The organism is Micromonospora sp. Mcm103 (genome assembly GCF_024519755.1).
GTDB lineage: Bacteria > Actinomycetota > Actinomycetes > Mycobacteriales > Micromonosporaceae > Micromonospora > Micromonospora aurantiaca.
The window spans coordinates 240,240-265,639 of the sequence record NZ_JALJRJ010000002.1; the positions used below are offsets into that span (position 1 = coordinate 240,240).

Here is a 25,400-nt window from a genome sequence, read left to right on the forward strand (position 1 = left end):
ACCCACCGGTAGTGTCGGCGCGTCCGATGCGGTAATCGATCGCCGACGGCGACGCCGCGCCGACCCGCCTAATCGTGTTCCACGAACCGGGGACCCATGAGCACCATCGGGGTGAATCCGCGAGCCCACGGCCCGCGGTAGGGCGTACTTCCCGCCCGAATCCGTCAGCTAACCCGGTCGGCGGCCACGGAAGGAGTAACCCCTCTTGCCCACCCCTCGATCGTCCCCCCGCCTCCACGGCGAAGCGGTGCCCGTCCGCGCCTGACGCGCGACCGGCAACCGCCCCCTGGGCGCCCGGCATCACGGGCGTTCCCGATCCCCCGGCCATCCGGCCCCGCCAGCACGTGTGAGTTCCTCCGCGTGCCGGGCCGGCGTGTGCCGCTCACGCCCCGTGGAGGATTTCGTGAAGCACCACCTGAAGCGTCAGCTGCGACGGATCGTCACCGAACGCCCGTACCAGATCATCGCCGGATCGGCCGCCGCGCTCGTGCTGGCCGCCGGTGCCGGAACCGTCGCCACCGCCGGTGACGACGCCCCGGTCCAGGAGAACACCGCCGCGGTCGCCGACCTCGGCGCCGCCCGCCTCGGCGAGCAGCCCGCCAGCCGCAGCGAGGCCCGCATCGCCGTGCCGCAGGCGTCGTCCAGTGCCTCCGCCTCGCCCAGCGCCTCCCCGTCCGCGAAGGCCGCCGCCGACCCGGACACCACGCCCAAGGCCAAGCCGAAGCCGCCGTCGAGCAAGTCGCTCGACTACGACTACCAGGCGCAGATCAACTACTTCTACTGCGGCCCGGCCGCGGTGCGCAACGCGCTCAGCGCCGCCGGCATCGAGCGCAGCCAGGACGCGCTCGCCGGCCCTCTCGGCACCACCGAGATGGGCACCAACTCGGCCGAGGACACCACCCGGGTGCTCAACCAGCAGGTCAAGGGCAACCCGTACCGGACCCGCATGATTCCCGGCTCGGCCACCCCGGCTCAGATGGACCGCCTCCAGGCCGACGTGGTCGAGGCGATCAGCAACGGCCGCGGGGTCGTCGCGAACGTCGCCGGTACCGCCACCGACACCAACGGCGGCTGGCACTCGTTCCCGGGCGGCCACTACGTCGCGGTGGTCGGCTACAAGGACGACGGCCGGACCGTGCGGATCGCCGACTCGGCCGACCCGTCGCTGCCCTCGTACTGGGTCACCACGATCGACCTGGCGCACTGGATCGCCAGCCGCGGCTACTCCGCCTGACCGTCCCACAGCCCCGAAGGCCGGCACCCCACCCGGGGCGCCGGCCTTCCCCGTCCCGGCCCCTCACGCGGCCCCTGCGCGGCCCCCTTCGGCGCGCCGATCTTGGACTTGTGGCGCCCAGTATGCCCGGCTCGCCCGCTATGGAAGGTGCCACAACTCCAAGATCGAGGGTGAGGGCGGCGTGTGGGCGGCCGGAGCCGCGGCGAGGGGGTCGGCGGGGTTCGGTCTCGCGTGTCCGGGGCGGGCGGTGGCAGACTGCGCCAATGGGCGATGCGACGGGGAAGCGGCACCTGATTCTCCTGCACGGCATGGGTGCCACCGGCGAGGTGTGGCTGCCCTGGGCGCCGCTGCTGGAGCGCCGCTGGCCCGGCCGCTGGCTCGCCCCCGACCTGGCCGGTCACGGCTGGTCGCCGCCGCTGCACGGCTACTCGTTCGAGGCCCTGGCGCAGCGCGTGGTGGACGGGCTCGGGCCGGTGCGGCTCGGCCCCGACGACCGGCTGGTGCTGCTCGGGCACTCGCTCGGCGGGGTGGTGGCGCTGGCGCTCGCGGCCCGGCAGCGCGGGCTTCCGGTCGACGCGGTGGTCGGGCTCGGCATCAAGGCGGTCTGGTCTCCGGCCGAGCTGGCGAAGTCGGCGGAACTGGCCGCCCGGCCGGTCACCTGGTTCGCCACCCGTGACGAGGCGGCCCGCCGCTACCTGCGGGTGTCCGGGCTCGCCGGGTTGTTCGCCCCGGACCACCCGGTGGTGGAGGCGGGACTGCGGCGGGAGGAGGGCCGCTGGCGGCTCGCTATGGACCCGGCCGCGTTCGCGGTCGGGGAGCCCCGGCTGCCGGTGCTGCTGGCGGCCACCGATGTGCCGGTGCTGCTGGCCCGCGGCGAGGCGGACACGATGGTGACCGACGCGCAGCTCAAGGAACTGGGCGTGCCGGTGGCGACGCTGCCCGGGCTGGGCCACAACGCGCACGTCGAGGACCCGGAGGCGGTGCTCGCCCTGCTCGACCCGTACCTCTGAGCGGGCGAGCCGGCCCGCGACGGGCCGGCTCGCGCTTCTAGCGGGCCGCGCGCGGCCCCGGGACCGCCCAGTCGGGCTCCAGCTCCCGGCGGGCGGCGGAGAGGAACGCCTCGGCGTAGGCGTCGGCGGGGAAGTCGCCCAGGTAACGGGTACGTGCCGCCCAGCGCTGTGCCGCCTTCGGGTCGGCGTCCAGCAGGTCGGTGAGCACCTCGTCCACGTTGGACATGTCGCGTCGCAGCACGTAGCCGGACGCCGCGAGCGGGAACCGCTCGACGAAGTGCTCGCCGTCGGCGCCGGTGTCGGTGACCGCGTACGGCTTGCCGGAGTAGAGCCAGTCGGAGATGACTCCGGAGACGTCGGAGACCAGCGCGTCGGCGCGGTTGACGCATTCGGTGAGCGTCAGCTCGCGGCTCGCGGCGGCGCCGAACAGGTGCGGCCGGCCGGTCTTCGCCCGGTCGGCGGCGAGCAGTTCGGTGAGCCGGGCGAGCTGACGGGCCGAGGCCGGGTTCTTGCCGGTGTACGGGTGGGCGCGCAGGATCACCGCGGCACCCCTGTCGATCAGCCGGCGGATCAGCGTCTCGGCCACCGGCAGCGAGCAGTAGTTGGCGTCGGCGTGGTGCCCGGTCCAGGTCGGGGTGTAGAGGACCGTCGGGTGCGCCGCCGGGGTGATCGGCTCCCGGCGTACCTCGATGGCCTCGACCTGGGGACGGCCGACCACGACGAACTTGTCGGCGGGGATCTCCACGCCGGCGCGGGCGTACCTGTCGATCGCGGCCTGACCGGCCACGAAGATCTTGTCGAAGATGGCCGAGACCGGGTTGGCGCTGGGGGCCTTGTCGCTGTCGCCGTGGTGCAGCTGCACGTGGGTGAGCCGGCTGAACCGGATCAGGTGGGCGTTCTTCGCGCCGTGGTTGACGTAGAAGGCGACCCGCAGGCTGGGCACCAGCGCCTCGTCCAGCGCCTTCAGCGTGGGGCAGAGGACCACCGGGGCGCGGGTGGCGGCGGCCACCGCGGGCAGGAGCTCCGGTTCGCGCAGCACCACCACGAACGGGCGGCCGATCCGTTCCAGGTACGGCAGCCACATGGTGACCTGGTATTCCGAGCCGGGCGGCGCGGAGAAGTGCAGCACGAACTCGGGCTGGTGGCGGCGCAGCGCCCGGCCGACCGGTCCACCTCCGGCTGGCGGCCGGAACCGGCGCCGGGCGAGGTCCAGCGCGACCGCCCCGCATCCGGCGCCGACCAGCAGCGCGGCGACCAGCGCCGTCCAGGCGGGCAGCGTCAGGGCGGCGGCGAGCGCCACCACGGCGAGCAGCACCAGCAGCGCGTCGCCGAGCCGGGCGGCGACCACTGGTGTCCACGTGCGGACCGGGAGGTTCGCCGCGCGGATCTCCAGCGCGCCGGCCTGCCGCAGCGGGCCGACCAGCAGCACCAGCCCGAGCAGCACCAGTGCGGTGGCGGTGAGCGCCGGGTCGAAGCCGTCGTCGAGGCGCCGGGCGTAGCCGACCAGGATGCCGGCGGCCACGAGCACCGTCTCGGCGAGCCCGTCGGCGGACGGCCGGACGCGGCGCTCCCAGGCGGTGGCGGCCAGCGCCGCGACCGCCAGGGCCAGGCCCCAGCCGGTGGCGCCGGTGAGCGCCACGACGAGGAAGGCCAGCACCGCCAGCCCGGTGGTCAGCCCCCGGGCGATCAGCTTGCGGACCAGGTCACCACGCATCTGGTACGTCCCGTCGGGTTCAGGCGTCGGCGGACAGCTCGGACCGATGCGGGCCCGGCTGGGCCGGTACGGCGGCCACCTGCTCGCCGGGGGACCGGCGCACGTCGACCACCTGGCCGGTCAGCTCGGAGATCAGCACGTCCAGGGACGCCTGCGCGACCGCCTCGGAGGAGAGCAGCGTGTGCTCCGGCTCCTCGCCGAACGCCCGCGTCCGCATCGGAGTGGCGGTGCGTTCCGGGTTGACGCAGTTGACGCGTACCCCGAACTCGGCCCACTCGTCGGCGAGCGCCTGGGTCAGGTTGACCAGCGCGGCCTTGGTGGCCGAGTAGAGCGCGTAGCGGGCCCGGCCCCGGGTGTACGAGCTGGACGTGTAGAGCAGCAGCTGGCCCTTGGTCTGCTGGAGGTACGGCAGGGACTGGCGCGCGATGGTGACCGGGCCGACGAAGTTGACGTGCAGGAGACGGTCCATCGTCTCGGTGTCCATCTCGGCCAGCGCGCCCTTCTCCAGGATGCCGGCGGTGACCACCACGTGGTCGATCCGGCCGGTGGCCTCGAAGGCGGTCTTCAGCGCGGCGGCCACGTCCTCGGCGCGCTCGACGTGCGTGCCGGTGGTGGAGCGGCTGAACGGGAAGACCTGGGCGCCGTAGGAGCGGGCCAGTTCGGCCAGGTCGTGGCCGATGCCGTAGCTGCCGCCGAAGACCACGACGGTCCGGCCGGTCAGCTCCTCGGCGTAGCTGCGGTGGTCGGTCAGCCGGGGCGCCTGCGCGGCGGCGAGCTGGAACAGCTTGTCGGCCAGGTGCACGTCGACCGGGTGGGTGACCTTGATGTTCTCGTCCGAGCCGTCGATCACCTTGATCGGCGTGCCGGGCAGGTAGCGCAGCACCACGCCGCAGTCGTCGGTGGCGGCGAAGTCGGGGTCGCCCTCGGCGCGCCGGTACGCCTCACGGATGGTGCCGGAGCGGAACGCCTGCGGGGTCTGGCCGCGGCGCAGCCGGGAGCGCACCGGGATGTCGGTGATGCAGTCGTCCGCGTCGACCTGGATGATCGTGTCGGCGGACGGGATGGCCACGTCGACAGCCGAGTACGTCCAGAGCGCGTTCACGCACTCGCGCACGATCCGGGCGCTGACCAGCGGGCGGACCGCGTCGTGGAAGAGGATGTTGACGTCGCCCTCGCCGACCGCGTCGAGCGCGATCCGGGTGGTGTCGTTGCGGGTCTCGCCGCCCTCGATCACCTTGGTGACCTTGCGGAAGCCGGCGTCGGCGACGATGCGCCGCGCGTCGTCGACGTGACCGGTGGCCATCAGCACGATGATCTCGTCGATCTCCGGCGCGGCCTCGAAGACGGCCAGGGTGTGCTCGATGATCGGCTTACCGGCGATCTTGAGGAGCTGCTTGGGGATGCCCAGCCCGAGGCGCGTACCGGTCCCCCCGGCGAGGATCACGGCCACCGTACGCGCGGGGCGCCAGGGTGCCGGGCTCGCCGGCGCGGCGTCCGGTGCGGTGGTGTGGTCCTGCGTCATTGCCGTACCTCACTCTGGGTGAAAGGGGATGGGTCCGAAAACCTTAACGCGTACGCGGGAGCGCACCGCTCCGGGCGGAAACCCGGTGCGGTGCGCTCCGACGCGCTACTTCTGGTTCTCGTACGCGTCGCAGACCTCCTTGGTGGGGCCGTCCATCTTCAGGACGCCGCTCTCCAGCCAGATGGTCCGCTCACAGGTGTCCCGGATCGAGCCGATCGAGTGGCTGACCAGGAAGACGGTGCCGGCGCTGTCGCGCAGCTCGCGGACCCGCTGCTCGCTGCGGACCCGGAACTTGCGGTCGCCGGTGGCCAGCGCCTCGTCGATGAGCAGCACGTCGTGCTTCTTCGCCGAGGAGATCGCGAAGCGCAGCCGGGCGCCCATGCCGGACGAGTAGGTGCGCATCGGCAGCGAGGCGAAGTCGCCGCGCTCGTTGATCCCGGAGAACTCGATGATCTCCGGGGCGATCTTCTTGACCTCGTCCGGGTGCATGCCCATGGCGAGGCAGCCGAGCACCACGTTGCGCTCACCGGACAGGTCGTTGAGCAGCGCGGCGTTGACGCCGAGCAGCGACGGCTGGCCCTGGGTGTAGACGGCGCCGCGGGCCGGCGGGAGCAGCCCGGCGATGGCCCGCAGCAGTGTGGACTTGCCGGAGCCGTTGCTGCCGATCAGGCCGATCGCCTCACCCTCGTACGCGGTGAAGCTGACGCCCTTGACCGCGTGCACCTCGCGGATGTTCGGCGCCTTGGTGCGGGAGACGATCCGCTTGAGCGCGGAGACCGGTGTGGTGCCGCCGGTCGCGCCCTTGTGGATCCGGTAGATCACGTGCACGTCGTCCACCACCACTGTGGGGACGCGGCCCGAGTCGGTCACCGGGCCGGCGTTCAACGGCAGGGTCTGCTCAGCCACGGCCGTACTCCTTCTCTCCGCGCCAGAAGTAGACGAACCCGCCGGCGCCCATCACGACCGCCCAGAACACCCCGAGCGCCCACAGCTTCGCCGGGGAGCTCACCAGGTGTGCCTGGTGCGAGTCGAGCAGCGCGTAGCGGGCCAGCTCGATGAAGACCAGCGGCGGGTTCCACTCCAGGATGTTCGCCGCCCAGTTCGGCAGGTGCTCGCGGATGAGCGTCACCGGGTAGAGCACGCCGGAGGCGTACAGCCAGGTGCGCATCACGAACGGCATGACCTGCTTGAGGTCGGTGACCTTGGAGCCGAGGCGGGCCATGACCATGCTCAGCCCGACGTTGAAGATCGTCTGGAGCAGCAGCATCGGGAGGATCAGGACCCAGCGGAAGGTGAGCGGCTCGCCGGTGACGAGTACGATGCCGGCCAGCACCACCATCGACATGAGCAGCTGCTGGAGCTGCACCAGCGTGACCGTGATCGGCAGCGCCGCCCGGGGGAACTGGAGCGCCCGGATCAGGCCCAGGTTGCCGGTGATCGCGCTGACGCCGTTCGAGGCCGCGGTCTGCGTGAAGATGAAGATGAAGACGCCCGTGCACAGGTACGCGATGAAGTTCGGCACGTTCCGGTGCTGGCCCAGGATCACGCCGAAGATCAGGAAGTAGACGGCCGCGTTGGTGAGCGGTGTCAGCACCTGCCAGAGCTGGCCGAGCTGGGTGTTGCTCAGCGAGGAGGCGACCTTCGCCCGCGAGTACGCGGTCATGAAGTGCCGGTACGCCCACAACCGGCGGGCGTACTCACCCAGGGCGGGTCGTTCCCCGGCCACCCGTAGCCCGTACCGCTGGGCCAGCTGGGCCCGGGTCAGTCCGGATTCGGGGTCGGCCACCGCGGTGTTGGCCATGTTCAGGCGCTCCGATCTTTCGTGCTGATGGGGAGCAGTGCGGTGAATGAGATCCAGCGTGGCCGGGCGGGGAGGAGCCGCCTCGCTGCTGCATGGAAGGTAGTCCACCGAACGTCGGGACGCAACCGTACCGTCGTTGCGCTACATTGTTCCACGTGACGACCGAGAAGAGGCGTGCTCCGGCCGGCGCGGCGGTGCTGCGCGGGGAGATCACCAGTGCCATCCGCGCCGCCGTGATGCAGGAGTTGGCCGAGGTCGGCTACGGTCGCCTCTCCATCGAGGCGGTGGCCCGCCGGGCCGGTGTGAGCAAGACCGCCATCTACCGCCGCTGGCGTTCCAAGCTCGATCTGGTGCTGGACATGGTCTCGGCGGTGGCGGGCCGGAACATCCCGCTGCTGGACACCGGCAGCCTCCTCGGTGACCTGGAGATCCTGCTGCACGTGATGGCGCGTGCACTGCGTCACCGGCTGGCCGCGCAGATCATCCCGGACCTGCTGGCCGAGGCGGCCCGCAACCCGCAGATCGCGGAGAAGTTGCAGGCCGCCCTGGACGACTACCAGCAGGCGGTGGGCCGGATCCTGATCGGCCGCGCGGTCGAGCGCGGCGAGCTGTCCCCGGCCACCGACAGGCGGGCGGCCGTCGATCTGATCGTCGGTCCGGTCTACTGGCGGATGGCGATCTCCCGGGCCCCGCTGGAGCCCGCCGAGGTGCCCCGGATGGCGGCCGCGATCGTCGCCGCCCTGCGGGTAGCATGCGTTGAGCCTGTGCGCGACGAGGTGGAAGTGTGAGCCCCGGGCCACCCCCGGAGGTCCGTCGCCGATCATGAACAGAAGGTCACAACCGGTCGGACAATCAGTGCGAACGGCTGGTTTTCACGACAGAGCGGTACCATCCCCCGAAATGTCTCCCATGAACCACGCGTCGACAGGAGGAAGCCCCATGGCCGGGCCGCATCCAGAGTTCATTCCCCCCGCACGGCCGATCATCGGCGAAGCCGAGATCGAGGCGGCCGTCCGGGTGCTGCGGAGCGGCCGGGTCGTGCAGGGCCCCGAGGTCGCGGCGTTCGAGGAGGAGTTCGGTGACCTGGTCGGCGGCCGGCACTGCGTCGCCGTCAACTCCGGCACCTCCGCGCTCCAGCTGACGCTGATGGCGCTCGGCTTCGGCCCGGGCGACGAGATCATCGTCCCCTCGTTCTCCTTCGCCGCCAGCGGCAACGCGGTCCGGCTGGTCGGCGCCGAGCCGGTCTTCGTGGACATCGAGCCGGGCAGCTTCTGCGTCGACCCGGAGGCGGTCGCCGCGGCGATCACGCCGAAGACCGTCGCGATCATGCCGGTGCACCTCTACGGCCACCCGGCCGCGATGGACCGGATCATGGAGATCGCGCAGCAGCACGGCCTCGCCGTGGTCGAGGACGCCGCGCAGGCGCACGGCGCCGAGCTGAACGGCACCCCGGTCGGCGCCTTCGGCACCGCCGGCTGCTTCAGCTTCTACCCGACGAAGAACATGCACTCCCTCGAGGGCGGCATGATCACCACCGCCGACGCGGACCTCGCCCGCACCCTGCGGCTGCTGCGCAACCAGGGCATGGAGCAGCGGTACGCCAACGAGATCGTCGGCGCCAACATGCGGATGACCGACGTGGCCGCCGCCATCGGCCGGGTGCAGCTCACCCAGCTCGCCGAGTGGACCGAGCAGCGCCGCGCCAACGCCAAGTTCCTCGACTCGGCGATCACCGGCATGGTCACCCCGCCGGTCGCCGACGGCGCCAAGCACGTCTACCACCAGTACACGGTGCGGGTGCGGGGCGACCGGGACGCCGCCCAGGCCCGCCTCACCGAGCTGGGCATCGGCAACGCGGTCTACTACCCGACTCCGATCCACCGGCTCAAGCCGTACCTCGTGGACGGCAAGCCGGGCGCGTGGGACCTGCCGGAGACCGAGCGGGCCGCCGCCGAGGTGGTCTCGCTGCCGGTGCACCCGTCGCTGAGCCAGGCCGAGCTGGAGCGGATCGCCGAGGGCGCGAACCTGGCCGGCGGTGCCCGATGAGCGACGGCGGACGGAAGCTGCGGGCCGGCCTGATCGGCCTCGGCGCGATGGGGCGCAACCACGCCCGTGTGCTGTCCAACCTGGACGGTGTCGAGCTGGTCGGCGTGGTCGACCCGGCCGGTGACGTGACCGGCACGCTGCGCGCCCCTGTCGTACCCGAGCTGAGCGACCTGCTCGCCCTCGGTGTCGACTACGCGGTGGTGGCCTGCCCGACGGCGCTGCACGAGCCGATCGGCATGGAGCTGGCCGCCAACGGCGTCTGCGCGCTCATCGAGAAGCCGCTGGCCCAGTCCGTCGACGCGGCCACCCGGCTGGTCGAGGCGTTCGAGAACGCCGGCCTGGTCGCGGGCGTCGGCCACATCGAGCGCTACAACCCGGCGCTGCAGAGCCTGCGGACCCGCCTGGAGGCGGGCGAGCTGGGCGAGGTGTTCCAGGTCGTGACCCGGCGCCAGGGCCCGTTCCCGCACCGGATCGCCGACGTCGGCGTGGTGATGGACCTGGCCACCCACGACATCGACCTGACCGCCTGGGTGACCGGCCGGCAGTACGCCTCGGTCGCCGCCCGCACCGTCTCGCGAAGCGGCCGGCTGCACGAGGACATGGTCGCGGTGGTCGGCCAGCTCTCCGACGGCACGATGGTCAACCACCTGGTGAACTGGCTCAGCCCGCTCAAGGAGCGGTCCACCGTGGTCACCGGTGACAAGGGCTGCTTCGTGGCCGACACGCTCACCGCCGACCTGACGTTCTACGCCAACGCCGCCATCGACACCGAGTGGGAGGCGCTGCGCGCGTTCCGCGGCGTGGCCGAGGGCGACATGGTCCGCTACGCCATCCCGAAGCGCGAGCCGCTGCTGGTCGAGCACGAGCGCTTCCGGGACGCGGTGGAGGGCAAGCAGAGCGACATCGTCACGCTGCGGCAGGGTCTGCGTACCGTGCAGGTCGCGGCCGCCCTGCTGGAGTCGTCCGCCGACGGCAAGGTCGTGTCCGTCGCGGCCAGCGGCAACGACGCGGAGCCGGCACTGCGATGAGCCCGGCGCCGGTGCGGCGGACGGTCTCCGCGGTGCGGCGGCGGATTCCCCGGCGGTGGCGCATCGCGCTCCGCCGGGCCGCCGCCGGCACGCGCCCCTGGGAGACCCCTTCGGTACGCGAACTGTGTGAACTTCCCGCCGGCACGCCGCTGCTGGTGCACGCCGGCGGGATCACCGGTGACCGGGCGCTGGACGGCGTGCTGCGCGCCCTGGCCCGGTTGCCCGAGTTCCACCTGGCACTGCTCTGCGACCCGGCGGAGCAGGCGGCCGCCCAGGACCTGGTCCGCCGGGCCGGCAAGGCCCGGCGCCGGGTCCACCCGGTGCCGCGCCCGCGCACGATGACGGCCGCGTTCCTCGCCTCGGGGGACGTGGCCGTGTTCGGGTTCGCGCCGGACGCCGGTCTCGGGCTCCTCGACACCTGCCTCGCCGCCGGGCTGCGGGTGGTCGCCGCCGACAACCGGGTGGTCCGCGAGCACCTGGCCCGCCACCGGGCCGGCGACTTCTACGCGCCCGGCTCGGTGCCCTCCTTCGCCAAGGCGGTGGAACGGGCCTGGCAGCGGGGCGACGACGACGCGCCGGAGCCGCAGGAGCCGGCGGTCGAGCCGGTCGAGGCCGGCACCCCGGGCCGGTGGCGGGCGCTCGGCGCCGGACCGGTCCGGCTGGGCCTGGGCACGGCGAACTACGCCGGGCAGCTCTCCGCCCTCGCGGTGGCGATCAGCGCCGCGCGGGCGGACGTCGGCATCGAGCTGGTCGTAGCCAAGCCACCGGCCACCTACCGCTACCCGGCCGACCGGTATCTGCACTTCCCCGGCGAACACCGGCTCGACGTGCAGATGCAGCAGGCCGCGCGGGTGCTCGGCTTCTACACGCACCTGATCGTGGACGCGTTCCGTCCGGTGCTCGGCCGGCTCAACGGCGACGACATCGCCGCGGACCTGCCCGCGCTGCGCCGGGCCCGCCTCAAGGTCGCGCTGCTGGCGCACGGCAGTGAGATCCGCCACCCCGGCGCGCACCTGGAACGGCATGCCGAGTCCGCGTTCCGGGACGCGCCGGAGGACCTGCGCGAGCGGCTCACCGTGGTGGCCGAGAAGAACCGGCGTACGGCCGAGGAGAGCGGCCTGCCGTTCTTCGTGACCACGCCGGACCTGCTGGACGACGTGCCGTTCGCCACCTGGGCGCCGCTGATCGTGGACGTGGACGCCTGGGCCTGCGACCGCCCGGTGCTGGAACGCACCCGGCCGGTGGTGCTGCACGCCCCGTCCAACCGCTGGACCAAGGGCACCGATCGGCTCCTGCCCCGGTTGCAGGAGCTGCACGATCGACGGATCATCGAACTGCGCCTGGTGGAGGGTCTGCCGCACAGCGAGATGCGCCGCCTGGTGCAGGACTGCGACATCGTGGTCGACCAGTTGGTGATGGGCAGCTACGGCACCTTCTCCTGTGAGGGGATGGCCGCCGGCAAGGTCGTGGTGGCGTACGTGAGTGAAGGACCGCACCGGGCCGCCGGGGTCCAGCCGCCGATCGCCAACGCCACACCCGGCACGCTCGTCAAGACGATCGAGTCGCTGCTCGACGACAGGCCCGCCGCGGTCGCCCTGGCCGCGGAGGGCGCCCGTTACGTCCGTGACCACCACGACGGCCGGCGGACCGCCGAGGCATTCGACGCCTTCCTCCGGTGACCCGCCGACCGTCCGTGCACCGCCCCGCCAACGAGGAGAAGCACCCGATGCAAGCTGTCCCGAGTAGCGATGCCCGACCGACCCGGGGACGGGTGGTGATGCTGGTCGACAATGGGGTCCACGGCGACTCCCGGGTGCAGAAGGCCGCCCGCTCCGCCGCCGAGGCCGGCTGGGAGGTGATCCTGGTCGGCATCCTCAAGGGCGCGGCGACCGAGGACACCTGGCGCATCGGCGACGCCGAGGTCCGCCTGATCCGGATGCCCCGGCGGCTGACCCACCCGGTCGCGTACCGCCGCGCGCTGCTGCGCCGCCCGCTGGCCTACAAGCCGGGACCGGACGCCAAGCGGCGGCTGAACACGCTGCGGGCCCGCCGGGACGACCTGACGTTCCGTCTCTCCGAGATCAAGGTGAACCGGGCGGCGGGCGGGCCCCGCCTCGCCGAGCTGGCCGGCAAGGCCCGGCTGGCCGCGCCGTACTTCCTCAACAAGACGATGTTCCGGTGGGTCAAGTTCCGCTCCGCGCAGCTGCGGCGGCTCCAGGAGAGCCAGCAGAACCCGGACTCGCGGCTCGACCGCGCCGCGCTGCGGTTCTGGCAGCGGGTGCACGGTGACCGGGCCTGGCGCCGGCTGGACCCGGAACTGTGGGACTTCGAGCTGGCCTTCGCCTCGGTGGTGGACGAGCTGCGGCCGGACCTGATCCACGCGCACGACTTCCGGATGCTCGGCGTCGGCGCGCGGGCGGTCATGCGGGCCCGGGCCGGCGGACGCGACGTCAAGCTGCTCTGGGACGCGCACGAGTTCGTCCCCGGCATCATCGGCCGCCCGGCCAACCTGCGCTGGCTGCCCGCCCAGATCGCCTACGTGCGGGAGCACGCGCCGTACGCCGACGCGGTCATCACCGTCTCGTCCACCCTGGCCGACCTGCTGCGGGAGAGCCACGACCTGCCCGAGCAGCCGGCCGTGGTGCTGAACGCGCCGCCGCGGTCGCTCACGCCGGAACAGCGGGCCACGCCGGTGCCGGACATCCGGGCGATGTGCGGCATCGACGCCGGCACGCCGCTGCTCGTCTACTGCGGCGGCATCAACCCGTCGCGCGGCGTGGACATCATGATCCGTGGGCTCACCGAGATGCCCGAGGCGCACGTCGCGCTGGTCTCGGTGCACCCCAACGGCAAGGCCCCGATCATGTACGAGCTGGAGGAACTGGCCGCCGAACTGGGCGTGGCCGACCGGGTACACCTGCTGCCGTACGTGCCGCACTGGCAGGTGTCCGCGTTCGTCGCCCCGGCCGACCTCGGCGTCATCCCGATCCACCACAAGCCGAACCACGAGATCGCGCTGATCACCAAGTTCTTCGAGTACGCCCACGGCGGCCTGCCGATGGTGGTCAGCGACGTGCGGACGATGGCCGAGGCGACCCGGGCCACCGGGCACGGCGAGGTCTTCCGGGCCGAGGACCTGGACGACTACGTCCGGGCGGTGCGTACCGTGCTGGCCGACCCGCAGCGCTACCGGGCCGCGTACGACCGGCCGGGCGTGCTGGAGCAGTGGACCTGGGAGGCGCAGGCCCGGGTGATGGACGAGGTCTACACCCGGCTGCTGCCGAACCACCCCGGGCCGGCGCGGCCGGCGGAGGCGGACACCGCCGTCACGGCGGTGCCGAACCAGCGGACGGCGGTGCCGGTGCGCTGACCGGCGGAGAACGACAGCGGGGCCCGGCCGACCGGCCGGGCCCCGCACTCGTTGCGCCTGCTCAGTCGCCCAGCAGCAGCCGGTCGTAGTCGGCCTGGGTGACGGCCCAGTCCCAGGTCTTCAGCACGTGCTCCGAGGCGGCCCGGCCGGCCTCCACCCACGCCTGCTCGGTCGCGGTGACGGCCAGGATCCGCTCCGCCGCCTCCGCCGGGGTGTCCGCCATCCAGTCGGCGGGGAAGAGGGTACGGGCGCCGTGCGGCTTGCCGGCGAAGAACGGCCAGTCCCGCACCACCGGCACCGCGCCGCTCGCCGCGCCCTCCACCAGACCGCAGTGGAAGCTCTCCCGCACCGAGGTGCTGAGGATGACGCCGACCTCCTGGAGCGCGCCCGGCACGTCGTCGGTCTGCCCGTAGCGCCGGACCGCGCCCAGCGGCTCCAGTTCGGCCAGATCCTTGGCGAGCAGCCGGCCGTAGTCCTTCGCCGGCTTGCTGGTCCGGTTGTTGAAGTTGCTGCCGATGAGCGTCAGGGTGTACCGCTCGTCGTGCTCCCGCAGCTTCCGCAGGACGTCAATCGCCCACCGCGGATCCTTCGCCACCGAGCTGAACCCGACCAGCCCCAGCGTGAACCGGGCGTCGGCCGGCTTGGCGCGGGGGTAGCGCTGCAGGTCCATCGCGTTGTCGACCACCCACAGCCGGGGGGCGCGTTCGCCGGTGAGCTGCGGCAGCACCGCGGTGGACAGGTCCCGCAGGTGCTCGGAGACGAAGACGACGTCGTCGACCCGGGAGAAGTCCACCAGGTGCGGCCAGAAGTTGAACGCCTCGAAGCTGTGCAGCCGGACGATGATCCGGGCGGTCCCCGGGTCGTGCAGCGTGAACAGCGCGGCGGTGGCCTGGCACCAGTCGACGAAGACGGTGTCGGCCCAGTCCAGGTGTGGCCGCAGCCACTCCTCGATCTTGGCCCCGTACGTCGACTCGGCGCCGAGCAGGTGCTCCATCACGGTGCTGCCGCTGAGCGCCAGCGGACGGGTCACCGGGTCCTCGTACAGGTCCAGGAAACGGACCTCCACGTTCGGCATGCCCCGGTAGCGCTCCAGGATCTCCTGGAGGAAGTTGTCGTTGATCAGCGTGGTGACCAGCAGCCGTAGCGGCCGGTCGGTGGGCGCCGGGGCGGCCGGGGCGAGCCGGCCCCGCGGCTCGGACAGCTTCCGGGCCGCCGCGCTCTCCCGGAACGGCGCCAGGAAGGCGCCCGGGTCGTCGCTCATCGGCGACGAGAGCCGGTCGAAGTGCAGCACCCGGTTGGACGCCAGGCTCCACGCCCGCGACACCGCCGCGGCGGCCTTCTTCGGGTCCTTCGCCAGCCGGGCGTCGGCCAGCGCGAGCTGGGCGCGGATCGCGTCGTGCAGGCCGGACGGGACGTGCCCGAGGGCCAGCTCGCCCTGCGCGGCCTTGGTGAGCACGTCCGCGCGGGTGGCGGCGCTGTTGATCCGGCTGACCGCGGCCGCCGCGGTCCGGGCGGCGACCGCCGGGCGGCCCGCCTTGACCGCGCTGTCGTGCAGCCGTACCGCGAGCTTGCTGCGCAGCCGGTCCGGTACGCGGGGCGCGGCCACCGCGCGGGACCAGAACCAGGCGCCGGCCGGGTTGCTCATGATCCGCTGGCCGGTCGCCTTCTGGACGGTGGTGCGCACCGTCTCCACCGCCGCCCGCTTGGCGCCCCGGGTGCCGATGCCGGCGGCCGCCGCGACCTGCCGCTCCAGCCGCTTGCCGACCGGCTCGGTACGCGGCGCGTCGAGCGCCCGCTGCGCCGGCACGAGCCCGAAGTGCGCACCGGCCCGGGTGTTGCGCTGGGCCATCTCCCACACCGTGTAGACCGACCGGGGGTCCAGCGCCACCAGCAGGTCGGCGGACCGGAAACGCTGCCGCAGCCAGGCGTGGCGCTGCGCGTGCAGCCAGATCTTGCGGTTGGCCTGCGCCCGGCCGAGCGCCCGCCGCAGCCGGGCGTCGCGCTTCTCGGCGGGTACGACGAACGACCGCACCTCGGCCAGCGCCGGGTCGACGGGGAGTTCCTCGCTGTCGAAGAAGCACGCCACCGTGACGCGGGCGCCGCGGCTGCGGAAACGTTCCAGCGCCTCGATCAGCACGGCCGGCTGCTTCGGTGCGGCGGCGGCCACGATGAGCACTGTGGTCACTGTCGGGCATCTCCCGTCGAGGAGGTCGTGGCCGGGGTGGCCGCGCCGGCGCCGGTGGGCCGGACGAGTTCGGTGAGGCGGCGGACCGCCGGGGCGAGCACAGCGGGCCGGGCGAAACGGCGGGCCAGGTCCCGGGCGGCGGCCCGGTCCGCGTCGGTCGCCTTCAGGGCGAGCCGGCCGGCCTCCACGAAGGAGCCGGCGAGGCGGTGCGGGTCGAGCCCGACCGCCCCGGTCCACAGCGGATGGCCGGCGAGCACGTTGCTGGCGTCGTGGTCGACGTCGTGGGCGGAGAGCACGGGCAGGCCGCTGGCCATGAACTCGTACACCTTGCCGGAGGTGACGAACCGTCCACCGACGAGCATCAGCACCAGCGCGTCCCAGGAGCCGTACGTGGCCGCCAGCTCCGCCTTCGGCACCGGGCCGCCGAAGCTGACCCCGTCAGCGGCGGCCTCCTTGAGCAGGTCCATGTGCCGGTTGGCCTCACGCGACGCGCCCGCGCCGATGTGCCCGCGCACCTCGAACCGGGAGCGGGCCAGCAGCGGGTCGTCGCGCCGGGCGATGCGCCAGGCGTCCAGCACCGACTCCAGGAACGCCGGGCTGAAGTTGACCGAGCCCAGGTAGCCGAAGGTCAGCCCGGCCGCCGGGTCCGGCGAGCGGCCGGAGATGTCCGGCAGGCTGTCCTCGTCGTAGCCGTTGCGCACCACGTGCACCCGGTCGGCCAGGTGCGGGTACCGCTCCCGGTAGAAGCCGGCGATCGGGTCGTTGACGCACCACACCGCGAGCGCGTTCTCCAGCACCGTGGACTCCCACCGGCCGGAGACCGAGTCGCGGGTGAACGCCTCGCCGCCGCCGATCACGTCGAGCGACCAGCCGTCGCGGAAGTCCACCGCGTACGGGACCTTGTGCTCCTCCCACAGCTTCCGGGTGGCCGCCAGGTTCACGTACGGGGCGCAGGAGGCGAGCAGCAGGTCGGCCGGGTGCTCGCGGTGCAGCCGCAGCACCGCCTTCTCCAGCTCGTACCGCCAGCCGCCGAACACCGGCTCCGGGAACGCCTGCTGCTCGCGCTTGCGCAGCCGCTTGATCCAGCCCGCCGGGTCCAGCGACCGCTCCTCGGAGAACGCCCTGATGTCGGTCTCCAGGTCCTCCCGGATCAGCGGCAGCTCGACCACCCGCACCCGCGGGTCGACCTTCTCCGACAGCGTGTGGTCCAGGCCGTACTCCCGCTCCCACGCCTGCTGGCAGATCGTGATGACGGTGATGTCCCAGCCCTGGGCGACGAACTGGTTCGCCGTCTCGCGCAGCCGGTACGCGCTGCTCTTCGCCGCGGGCGGGAAGCCGATCGCGAGGTAGATGGCGTGCGGCCGCTTCCCGCTGCGCGAGCGGGGGAGCGGGACGGTGTGGTTGGTCATCGCTGATAACCGATCGTGAGGAGGGAGCGCGTCGTCATGCCAGGTGCCGTCGCAGCGTCTCGGCGACCCGCCGGGCCGCCCGGCCGTCACCGTACGGGGTGCCGCGCGGCGCCTCCGGGGCGGGACGCGTCGCGGTGGCCGCCCAGTCGGCGCCCAGCTCGCGCGGATCCGGCACGAGCACGTTCCAGCCGTCGGCGAGCGTCTCGACCCACTCCGTCTCGGTGCGCAGCGTGGTACACGGCCGGTCCAACAGGTACGCCTCCTTCTGGAGGCCGCCCGAGTCGGTGACCACGCCGGCGGAGCCGACCACGGCGGCCACCATCGCGGCGTACGGCAGCGGCCGGCCGGCGTGCAGCGCGCCCCGGGTCAGCTTCAGCCCGTGCTCGTCGGCGCGGGCGACCAGCCGCGGGTGGGCCAGCAGCGCGACCGGCACGGGCAGGTCGGCGAGCGCGTCGAGCAGCGCGGCGAGCCGCTTCGGGTCGTCGGTGTTCTCCGCGCGGTGCAGCGTGGCGAGCAGGTACGGCGCGTCCGGGTCGATGCCGTCGGGCAGCGCCGGGCGGGGCTGCCCGCCCCGGGCCACGTCGTCGCGGACCCGCAGGCAGACGTCCACCATCACGTCACCGACCAGTTCGGTACGGGCGGCCAGGCCCTCCGTGGCCAGGTGCCGGACGGCCTCCTCGGTGGGGGCGAGCAGCAGATCGGCGGCGTGGTCGGTGAGCACCCGGTTGTGCTCCTCCGGCATCCGCCGGTTGAACGACCGCAGCCCGGCCTCCAGGTGCGCCACCCGCAGGTGCTGCTTCACCGCCGACAGCGTGCCGGCCAACGTCGAGTTGGTGTCGCCGTACACCAGCACCCAGTCCGGCGCCTCGGCGGCGAGCACCGGGTCCAGGGCGGCCAGCGTGTTGCCGGTCTGCACGCCGTGGCTGCCGGAGCCGATCCCCAGGTGCACGTCCGGGTCGGGGATGCCGAGGCCGGAGAAGAAGACGTCGGACAGGTCGGCGTCGTAGTGCTGGCCGGTGTGCACGATCACGTGCTCGCACCCGTCCTCGGCGAACGCCGCCGCGATGGGCGCCAGCTTCACCAACTGCGGTCGGGCGCCGACGATGCTGACGACCTTCACACGTGACTCCTCGTGATCTGCGACGGATTCTCGGTGCGGACCGGCCGCCGCCCGAGTCGGGAGGCCGTGGACCCCGGCCGGGTGGCCGGGCCGGTGCCCGCAGGCCCTAGGAATAGTAGTGCCCCACCCGCCGCCGGACGACGTACGCGGACGCGGCCGGTACGCGATGGTGGGCCGGGCCACCCGCCGTCACCGGACGCCGCCGCCCCGACGGGGAGCACGGTGACCGGTGGCGTGGAACGGGACACGAGGGACCAGCCTAACCGAACCGGCCGGATCGCCCCGGTCCGGCGGGCGCCCGCCCGGCTGCTCGCGGCCGCCGCGGCACGGCCCGGTCACCGCCGGTACGTCCCGCCGCCGGGGGATCGTCGCCGAGTCTTCACCGGGCCGGGCGAGCCTGGCCCGGCCCCGCAGCCCGGCTTGCGTACACTACGGCGCCATGACCGCCCCCGGGCCCGAGACCCGTACCCGCACCGCAGACGCCGGTGGATCGGTGGCCGACGCCACCGACGAGACCGCGAAGCCGCCGACCGCCGACGGCGCGGACCGGCCCGCCGACGCCGCGCCGCAGCAGCAGGCGCAGCCGGAGACCGCCGCGGCGGAGAGTGCCGGCCGCCCCGGGCGGTGGCACCGGATGCGGCCGGATCTGCTGGTCGCGGCGATCTACCTGGCCGGCGCGTTCTGGGTGACGGCGCGGGGCTGGGTGAACCCCGACGGACGGCTGCTCGGCAGCCGCCCGAACGACCAGGGCTTCAACGAGTGGATGCTGGCGTACGCCGCGCACGCGGTCAGCAACCTGGAGAACCCGTTCTTCACCTCGTTGCAGAACGCCCCGGACGGCGTGAACCTGATGACGAACGTCGGCATGCAGCTACCAGGGCTGGTGTTGTCCCCGGTCACCCTGCTGTTCGGCGCGCCGTTCGCGTACCTGCTGTTCATCACGCTCAACCTGGCCGGCACCGCGTACGCCTGGTACCACGTGCTGTCGCGCAACCTGGTCTCGTCCCGGGCGGCGGCCTTCGCCGGCGGCCTGTTCTGCGCGTTCGCGCCGGCGCTGGTGTCGCACAGCAACGGCCACCCGCACATCACCGCCCAGTGGCTGGTGCCGTTCATCCTCTGGCAGGTGATCCGGCTGGCCCGGGACGGCCGCCCGGTGCGCAACGGCCTGGTGCTGGGCGCGCTCGTGGTGGCGCAGTTCTTCGTGAGCCTGGAGATCCTGTTCCTGACCGCGCTCGGCTGCCTGATGATGGTCGTCGGCTACGTGATCTTCCGGCCGCGCGAGGCGCTGCGCCGGGCCGGGCCGATGCTCGGCGGGCTCGCCATCACCGGCGTGCTCGTCGGTGCGGCCTCCGCGTACCCGCTGTGGATGCAGTTCGCCGGCCCGCAGCACCGGGTCGGTCACCCGGGCGACCCGGACGTCTACGCGCTGACCCTCGGCTCGTTCGTGCGGTACGCCACCGAGTCCGTGGCCGGCAGCCCCACCAGCGCCCTGCGCTGGGGCCCGAACACCACCGAGCAGGCCAGCTTCTACGGCTGGTCGGTGGTGATCCTCGCGATCGGCGCCGCCCTGTGGCTGCGCCGCGAGATCGTGGTCCGGGTGCTCGCCGTGGTCGCGCTGATCTCGGCGGTCTTCTCGATCGGCACCACCTGGACCGTGGGCACCCGCCGCACCGACGTGCCGGCGCCGTTCGCGCTGGTGTCCGAGCTGCCGGTGTTCGACTCGGTGGTGGTGTCCCGGTTCGCGCTGATCACCACGGTGGCGCTCGGCGTGCTGTTCGCGGTGGCCGGCGACCGGGTGGCCCGGGTACGGGCGGACGAGCCCGGCCAGTCCCGGCTGGTGCCCCGCCTGGCCGCTGTCGCGCTGTTCGCCGCGCTGCTGCCGATCCTGCCCACCCCGCTGGAGGCGCGCGGGCGCAACCCGGTGCCGGACTTCGTCACCGCCGGCGTCTGGAAGGAGCACGTCGCCCCCGGCCGCACCCTGGTGCCGGTCCCGGTCGACGGCATGACGTCGCTGTACTGGAGTTCCGCCGCGTTGGCCGGCTTCGCCGTACCGGAGGGGTACTTCCTCGGGCCGGTCTCGAAGACCGACAACACCGGCCGGTGGGGCGTCGAGCCGCAGCCGACCGCGAAGCTGCTCACCGCCGTGTCGCGGGGCCAGCGGGACACCGCTGTCGGCCCGGCCGACGTCGAGCAGGCCCGCGCCGACGTGCGGCACTGGAAGGCCGACGCGGTGGCGCTGCCGGACCGGGCCCGCCGCCACGACGACCTCAAGGTGGTGCTCGACGCGCTCTACGGGCCGGGGCAGCGGGTGGCGGACGTCTGGTTGTGGGACGTCCGCCCGCTCACCCGGTGAGCGTCACGGCGACCTGGTCCAGATGAGCAGCAGGTAGCCGCCGAAGTAGGTCGAGAACGCGGTGAGCGCGACCAGCACCGTGACGGCCCGGGCCCGCCCGGCCCGGGCCAGGCCGACGGCGGCCGGCAGCAGCAGCGCGAACGCCGGCACCAGGAACCGCGCCTTGGAGTGGTAGTAGCCCGCCGCGCCGAGCGTGGTGACCAGCATCAGCCCGCTGAACAGCAGCAGTTCCCAGGGCTGGCGGTCGATCACGCTGAGCACGAAGAACGTCAGCGCCAGCAGGAGCACCAGGCTCACCACGAGCATCTGCGGCGTCGCGGACACCGCCAGCACCTCCCGGCCCCGCCGTAACGTGTCCACGCCGAAGTCGAAGTGGCTGCGCCAGCCGGCGGACTGGATGTGGAACCAGCCGTCCGGCCGCCCGGTCTGGACGCCCACCCAGGCCAGGTAGGCGAGCCAGCCGGCCGGGGCGAGCAGCATCGCCACCCACGGCCGCCAGCCGTCCCGGCGCCGGACCACGGCCAGCAGCGCGGCCAGGCCGACCACCGGGATCAGCGACGAGGCGGTGGGGCGGGTCAGGCCGGCGAACAGGCAGAGCACGCCCGCGGTCAGCCAGTGCCGGCGCAGCAGCGCGTACAGCGTCCACGCGGCCAGCGCGGTGAACAGCGTCTCGCTGTAGGCCATCGACTGCACGACGGCGTGCGGCAGCGCGGCCCAGAGCGCGGCGAGCACCACGCCGGTGCGCCGGTCGTGCAGGTACGAGCCGATCGCGTACAGCGCCCAGGCCGCCGCCAGGCCGGCCAGCGCGGCCACTGCCAGCCCGGCGGTACGCGGGCCGAGTGGGGTGACCCGTTCCACCACCCCGATCAGGGCCGGGTAGAGCGGGAAGAACGCCATGTCGCTCTGCACCCGTTCGTACCCGTCGTAGCCCCGCTGGGCGATGGCGAGGTAGTACGTCGCGTCGGACAGGGTCAGCTCGCGTACCGGGGAGAGGTTCAGCGAGCGCGCCCAGACGTACACGGCCAGCACGCCGATCAGCCGGATCACCGCGTAGACCGCCAGCGCGGGCGCCGCGTCGCGGGCGGCGTCGCGCAGCCGCCGGACGGGGCCGGGCCGGGTGCGATCGGCTGTGGCCGGCTCGGTCGCCGGGGCTGGTGCGGGCCGGCTGGGTTCCTCGGTGGTCACCACGTCCATTGTGCGGTCCCGTTCGCGCTGAGCTGCGGTTGGCCGAGGGCCCGCGTGGCGCGGCCGGCGACCCGGCGAACGACCCGGAGCGGGCGCCGGTCGTTGGACAGGGTGGAGGGTAGCAACAGTCACAGCAGGTCGGGGGGCACCGGCGGCGGCGGGCGTCCGGGCCCGATCCGCTGTCGTAGACTCGCTCGGGTCCGCGGGCGCGGTGCTGGCGACGACGAAACGGGCAGGAATGGGATCTGACGGCACGACCGCAGCGGCGGGCACCCGGGGACGGGTCGTGATGCTGGTGGACAACGGGGTCATCGGTGACTCCCGGGTGCAGAAGGCGGCCCGGTCCGCCGCCGACGCCGGCTGGGACGTCGTGCTGCTCGGCCGGGCGCCGGTCGGCAGCCCGCAGAGCTGGCGCCTCGGCGCCGCCGAGGTACGCCTCGTGCCGATGCCCGAGCCGCTGGCCCGCCGTCGGCACGAGTTCCGCCGGGCCTGGCTGCGGCACCCGCTCGCCTATCCGCCCAGCGGCATCGCGGCGCACCGTACCCAGGCGGTCAAGGCCTGGCGCGCGGACCTGGCGGTACGCCGGGCGGCGCTCACCGTCGCGGCCCGCGAGTCCGGCGCGGGCCGGCCGGGCGGGCTGCCCTGGGCCGCGCTGCGCGCCGAGGAGAAGCTGTCCGGCCTGACCCGCAAGTGGGTCGGCTTCCGCAACCGTCAGCTCACCCGGGCCCGCAAGGGCCGCAAGCTGGACGGCCCCTGGGACCGCGCGTACACGATGTTCTGGCGCGGGCTGCGCGGCGACGGCGCGTGGCGGCGCCTGGAGCCGGGCCTGTGGGACTACGAGCTGGCCTACGGCCCGGTGGTCGACGAGCTGGCGCCGGACCTGATCCACGCCAACGACTTCCGGATGCTCGGCGTCGGCGCCCGCGCGAAGGTCCGGGCCGCCGCGAAGGGCCGCCGGATCGCCCTGCTCTGGGACGCCCACGAATACCTCCCCGGCGTGCAGCCGTGGCGCGACAACGCCCGCTGGCTGCCCGGCAACGTGGCGCACGAGCGGGAGTACGTGCCGTACGCCGACGCCACCATGACCGTCTCCGGTGGCCTGGCCGACCTGCTTCGCACCGAGCACGGGCTGGCCGAACGGCCGGCGGTCGTGCTGAACGCACCGGCGGTGGACGAGCTGCCGGCCGACCCGGCCGAGCCGGTGCCGGACATCCGTGCCCGCTGCGGGCTCGGGCCGGACGAGCCGCTGCTGGTCTACAGCGGGGTGGCCGCCGCCAAGCGCGGCCTCGGCGTGATGGTCGAGGCGCTGCCGAGGCTGCCCGGCGCGCACGTCGCGTTCGTGGTGAACAAGCCCGACTCGGCGTACGTCAGGGGCCTGGTCACCCGGGCCGGCGAGCTGGGCGTGGCGGACCGGGTGCACGTGCTGCCGTACGTGCCGCACCACCAGGTCGTCCGGTTCCTCAGCGGCGCGCAGGTCGGCGTCATCCCGATCCAGCACTGGCCGAACCACGAGATCGCGCTGATCACCAAGTTCTTCGAGTATTCACACGCCGGTCTGCCGCTGGTCGTGTCCGACGTGCGCACCATGGCCGAGACTGTCCGGGAGACCGGTCAGGGCGAGGTGTTCCGCGCCGAGGACGTGGCCGACTTCGTGCGCGCGGTCACCGCGGTGCTCGCCGACCCGCAGCGGTACCGCGCCGCGTACGACCGGCCGGGCCTGCTGGCCGGCTGGACGTGGGAGGCGCAGGCGCGGGTGCTCGACGAGGTCTACTCGCGGCTGCTGCCGGACGCACCGCCCCGGCCGGCGCCGGCGGCGCACGCACCGGTGCAGCCGGCGCAGGTGGAGGTGGGGGCGTGAGCGGGCCGGACGTGACAGTGGTGGTCGCCGTCTACAACACCATGCCGTACCTGACCGCCTGCCTGGACTCGCTCGTCGGGCAGACCATCGGGCTGGACCGGCTGGAGGTCGTCGCCGTCGACGACGGCTCCACCGACGGCAGCGGCGCCGAACTGGACCGCTACGCCAAGCGGTACCCGGGCACGGTCCGGGTGCTGCACCAGGCCAACTCCGGCGGTCCGGCGGCGCCGAGCAACGTGGCGCTCGACCACGCCCGCGGCCGGTACGTCTTCTTCATCGGCTCGGACGACCACCTCGGCCCGGAGGCGCTGGAGCGCCTGGTCGACGCCGCCGACCGGTGGGACTCCGACGTGGTGCTGGGCCGGATGGTCGGCACCAACAAGCGTTACGTGCACCAGGCCGTCTACGCCACCACCCAGGAGCGGCTCGACCTGTTCGGCAGCGACCTGCCCTGGTCGTTGTCGAACACCAAGCTGTTCCGGCGGGACCTGATCGAGCGGTACGGCCTGCGGTACCGCACGGACATGCCGATGGGCAGCGACCAGCCGTTCACGCTGGAGGCGTGCTTCCGGGCCAAGAAGGTGTCGGTTCTCGGCGACTACGAGTACTACTACGCGGTCAAGCGGGACAACGCCCAGAACATCACGTACGCCAGCCGGTTCTCCGAGCGGCTGCGCTGCGCCGAGGAACTCGTCGGTTTCGTCGCCGGGCTGATCGAGCCCGGCCCGCGGCGGGACGCCGTGCTGGTGCGTCACTTCACCTGGGAGGTGGCGAAGCTGCTCCGCACGGAGTTCCTCGCCCTCTCCCCGGACGTGCAGCGGCAGGTCCACGACCGGATCCGTAAGCTCGCCGAGGCGTACCTGACCGACGGGGTGACCGCCCGGATGGCACCCGAGGAGCGGCTGCGGGTCGCGGTGGCGCGTGACGGCGACCTCGACGCGCTGCGCACGATCGTCGGCCAGCACGCCGACCGGTCGCTGCCCGAGGTGATCATCGAGGGTGACCGCTGGTACGCCGGCCAGGTCGGCTTCCGCGACCCGGCGTTCGGCTACCCGGACGACTGGTACGACGTCACCGACCGCGCCGCCGCGATACTGGCTAAGCTGACCGCGACCGGGCTGGCCTGGGGACGCGACGCCGCCGGGGCCCGGGCCCTGGTGGTCACCGCGCGCAGCCGCTGGGCCGAGCTGGCCGAGCTGAACGCGGAGGCGCTGCGGGTCAGCGTGGGCGATCTGACGGGTGTCACGTCGGTCGAGGCGTCCGGCACCGGTACCGTCGTACGGACGGACTTCGCGGTGGACCGGTTGCTGGCGGTCGTCGCGGGGACAGGGGAGCGTCGTATCGTACGCGCCGAGGTCTCCGCCCTGGGCGGGACGGGCTCGGCGCCGTTGCGCACCGACCGCCCTGTCGCCGCACCCCGGCTGGTGGCCCGGCGCGGTGTCCGCTGGCACCTCGTCACGCCCACCACGAACCACAAGGGCCAGGTGATCGTCGCGATCACGCCGGTGACCCCCGGTCGGTTCCTTGCCCGCCTGCGCCGAATCTGGCCCTCTGGAGGAAAGTAG

18 protein-coding genes and 1 riboswitch are annotated in these 25,400 nt (G+C 73.4%); of the genes, 10 read left to right on the forward strand and 8 right to left on the reverse strand.

What is annotated here, in order from left to right; genetic code table 11:
* The first annotated feature begins 55 nt into the window (after window positions 1-55).
* A riboswitch (cyclic di-AMP (ydaO/yuaA leader) is annotated at window positions 56-198 on the forward strand.
* 193 nt (window positions 199-391) lie between these two features.
* Both OC439_RS03725 and OC439_RS03730 read left to right on the forward strand, forming a co-directional pair.
* Entirely contained in the window at window positions 392-1,234 is an 843-nt protein-coding gene (locus OC439_RS03725; RefSeq protein WP_262012198.1) for a C39 family peptidase, read from the forward strand.
* Between the two features lie 263 nt (window positions 1,235-1,497).
* Window positions 1,498-2,244: an alpha/beta fold hydrolase gene (locus tag OC439_RS03730; protein WP_262012199.1), complete on the forward strand. Its 747-nt coding sequence runs from the start codon at window positions 1,498-1,500 to the stop codon at window positions 2,242-2,244.
* Window positions 2,245-2,281: 37 nt separating this feature from the next.
* On the opposite strand, the gene OC439_RS03735 is transcribed toward OC439_RS03730, so the two are convergent.
* From OC439_RS03735 to OC439_RS03750, 4 genes are all read right to left on the reverse strand, one after another.
* Entirely contained in the window at window positions 2,282-3,958 is a 1,677-nt protein-coding gene (locus OC439_RS03735) for a CDP-glycerol glycerophosphotransferase family protein (RefSeq protein ID WP_262012200.1), read from the reverse strand.
* Between the two features lie 19 nt (window positions 3,959-3,977).
* Window positions 3,978-5,480 (reverse strand): bifunctional cytidylyltransferase/SDR family oxidoreductase, encoded by a 1,503-nt coding sequence (locus tag OC439_RS03740; RefSeq protein ID WP_262012201.1) that lies wholly within the window; start codon window positions 5,478-5,480, stop codon window positions 3,978-3,980.
* Window positions 5,481-5,585: 105 nt separating this feature from the next.
* Window positions 5,586-6,386, reverse strand: coding sequence for an ABC transporter ATP-binding protein (locus tag OC439_RS03745; protein ID WP_135239213.1), 801 nt, complete (start codon window positions 6,384-6,386; stop codon window positions 5,586-5,588).
* Window positions 6,379-7,281: an ABC transporter permease gene (locus OC439_RS03750; RefSeq protein WP_262012202.1), complete on the reverse strand. Its 903-nt coding sequence runs from the start codon at window positions 7,279-7,281 to the stop codon at window positions 6,379-6,381. Before OC439_RS03750 ends, OC439_RS03745 begins: the two co-directional genes overlap by 8 nt.
* Window positions 7,282-7,436: 155 nt before the next feature.
* Between OC439_RS03750 and OC439_RS03755 the strand changes: the two genes are divergently transcribed.
* The 5 genes from OC439_RS03755 to OC439_RS03775 all read left to right on the forward strand — a co-directional run bounded on the left by OC439_RS03755 (window position 7,437) and on the right by OC439_RS03775 (window position 13,725).
* Window positions 7,437-8,069, forward strand: coding sequence for a TetR/AcrR family transcriptional regulator (locus OC439_RS03755; RefSeq protein WP_135239215.1), 633 nt, complete (start codon window positions 7,437-7,439; stop codon window positions 8,067-8,069).
* Between the two features lie 151 nt (window positions 8,070-8,220).
* Window positions 8,221-9,327, forward strand: a complete 1,107-nt coding sequence (locus tag OC439_RS03760) for a DegT/DnrJ/EryC1/StrS family aminotransferase (protein ID WP_262012203.1) — start codon at window positions 8,221-8,223, stop codon at window positions 9,325-9,327.
* Complete coding sequence (locus OC439_RS03765) at window positions 9,324-10,355, forward strand: Gfo/Idh/MocA family protein (RefSeq protein WP_262012204.1); 1,032 nt, start codon at window positions 9,324-9,326, stop codon at window positions 10,353-10,355. The genes OC439_RS03760 and OC439_RS03765 overlap by 4 nt, the downstream gene beginning before the upstream one ends.
* Complete coding sequence (locus OC439_RS03770) at window positions 10,352-12,034, forward strand: glycosyl transferase family 1 (protein ID WP_262012205.1); 1,683 nt, start codon at window positions 10,352-10,354, stop codon at window positions 12,032-12,034. Before OC439_RS03765 ends, OC439_RS03770 begins: the two co-directional genes overlap by 4 nt.
* Window positions 12,035-12,132: 98 nt before the next feature.
* Window positions 12,133-13,725, forward strand: a complete 1,593-nt coding sequence (locus OC439_RS03775) for a glycosyltransferase (RefSeq protein WP_262012206.1) — start codon at window positions 12,133-12,135, stop codon at window positions 13,723-13,725.
* A gap of 61 nt (window positions 13,726-13,786) precedes the next feature.
* Here OC439_RS03775 and OC439_RS03780 read toward each other — a convergent pair whose 3' ends face one another.
* Genes OC439_RS03780 through wecB form a run of 3 tightly spaced genes read right to left on the reverse strand, consistent with a single transcriptional unit; the run spans window position 13,787 to window position 18,439 of the window.
* Window positions 13,787-15,910 carry a glycosyltransferase family 1 protein gene (locus OC439_RS03780; protein ID WP_262012207.1) on the reverse strand — a complete coding sequence of 708 codons (2,124 nt, stop codon included), beginning with the start codon at window positions 15,908-15,910 and terminating at the stop codon, window positions 13,787-13,789.
* Complete coding sequence (locus OC439_RS03785; protein WP_262012208.1) at window positions 15,907-17,319, reverse strand: glycosyl transferase; 1,413 nt, start codon at window positions 17,317-17,319, stop codon at window positions 15,907-15,909. The genes OC439_RS03780 and OC439_RS03785 overlap by 4 nt, the downstream gene beginning before the upstream one ends.
* Window positions 17,320-17,353: 34 nt before the next feature.
* Entirely contained in the window at window positions 17,354-18,439 is a 1,086-nt protein-coding gene (wecB, locus tag OC439_RS03790) for a non-hydrolyzing UDP-N-acetylglucosamine 2-epimerase (protein ID WP_262012209.1), read from the reverse strand.
* 439 nt (window positions 18,440-18,878) lie between these two features.
* Here wecB and OC439_RS03795 point away from each other — a divergent pair, with 439 nt between their 5' ends.
* Window positions 18,879-20,792, forward strand: coding sequence for a hypothetical protein (locus tag OC439_RS03795; protein WP_262012210.1), 1,914 nt, complete (start codon window positions 18,879-18,881; stop codon window positions 20,790-20,792).
* A gap of 3 nt (window positions 20,793-20,795) precedes the next feature.
* Here the strand turns inward: OC439_RS03795 and OC439_RS03800 are convergent, their stop codons facing one another.
* On the reverse strand, window positions 20,796-21,986 hold the full coding sequence (locus OC439_RS03800; protein ID WP_262012211.1) for a hypothetical protein: 1,191 nt from the start codon (window positions 21,984-21,986) through the stop codon (window positions 20,796-20,798).
* A gap of 280 nt (window positions 21,987-22,266) precedes the next feature.
* Here OC439_RS03800 and OC439_RS03805 point away from each other — a divergent pair, with 280 nt between their 5' ends.
* Window positions 22,267-23,835, forward strand: a complete 1,569-nt coding sequence (locus OC439_RS03805) for a glycosyltransferase family 4 protein (protein ID WP_262012410.1) — start codon at window positions 22,267-22,269, stop codon at window positions 23,833-23,835.
* On the forward strand, window positions 23,832-25,400 hold the full coding sequence (locus OC439_RS03810; RefSeq protein WP_262012212.1) for a glycosyltransferase family 2 protein: 1,569 nt from the start codon (window positions 23,832-23,834) through the stop codon (window positions 25,398-25,400). Before OC439_RS03805 ends, OC439_RS03810 begins: the two co-directional genes overlap by 4 nt.

What these genes read in the sequence shown, in the direction of transcription:
- OC439_RS03730 (WP_262012199.1), top strand. Translation starts at nt 1,498, where the DNA reads ATGGGCGATGCGACGGGGAAGCGGCACCTGATTCTCCTGCACGGCATG.
- OC439_RS03735 (WP_262012200.1), bottom strand. Translation starts at nt 3,958, where the DNA reads ATGCGTGGTGACCTGGTCCGCAAGCTGATCGCCCGGGGGCTGACCACC.
- OC439_RS03740 (WP_262012201.1), bottom strand. Translation starts at nt 5,480, where the DNA reads ATGACGCAGGACCACACCACCGCACCGGACGCCGCGCCGGCGAGCCCG.
- OC439_RS03750 (WP_262012202.1), bottom strand. Translation starts at nt 7,281, where the DNA reads ATGGCCAACACCGCGGTGGCCGACCCCGAATCCGGACTGACCCGGGCC.
- OC439_RS03760 (WP_262012203.1), top strand. Translation starts at nt 8,221, where the DNA reads ATGGCCGGGCCGCATCCAGAGTTCATTCCCCCCGCACGGCCGATCATC.
- OC439_RS03765 (WP_262012204.1), top strand. Translation starts at nt 9,324, where the DNA reads ATGAGCGACGGCGGACGGAAGCTGCGGGCCGGCCTGATCGGCCTCGGC.
- OC439_RS03770 (WP_262012205.1), top strand. Translation starts at nt 10,352, where the DNA reads ATGAGCCCGGCGCCGGTGCGGCGGACGGTCTCCGCGGTGCGGCGGCGG.
- OC439_RS03775 (WP_262012206.1), top strand. Translation starts at nt 12,133, where the DNA reads ATGCTGGTCGACAATGGGGTCCACGGCGACTCCCGGGTGCAGAAGGCC.
- OC439_RS03785 (WP_262012208.1), bottom strand. Translation starts at nt 17,319, where the DNA reads ATGACCAACCACACCGTCCCGCTCCCCCGCTCGCGCAGCGGGAAGCGG.
- OC439_RS03795 (WP_262012210.1), top strand. Translation starts at nt 18,879, where the DNA reads ATGACCGCCCCCGGGCCCGAGACCCGTACCCGCACCGCAGACGCCGGT.
- OC439_RS03800 (WP_262012211.1), bottom strand. Translation starts at nt 21,986, where the DNA reads ATGGACGTGGTGACCACCGAGGAACCCAGCCGGCCCGCACCAGCCCCG.
- OC439_RS03805 (WP_262012410.1), top strand. Translation starts at nt 22,267, where the DNA reads ATGCTGGTGGACAACGGGGTCATCGGTGACTCCCGGGTGCAGAAGGCG.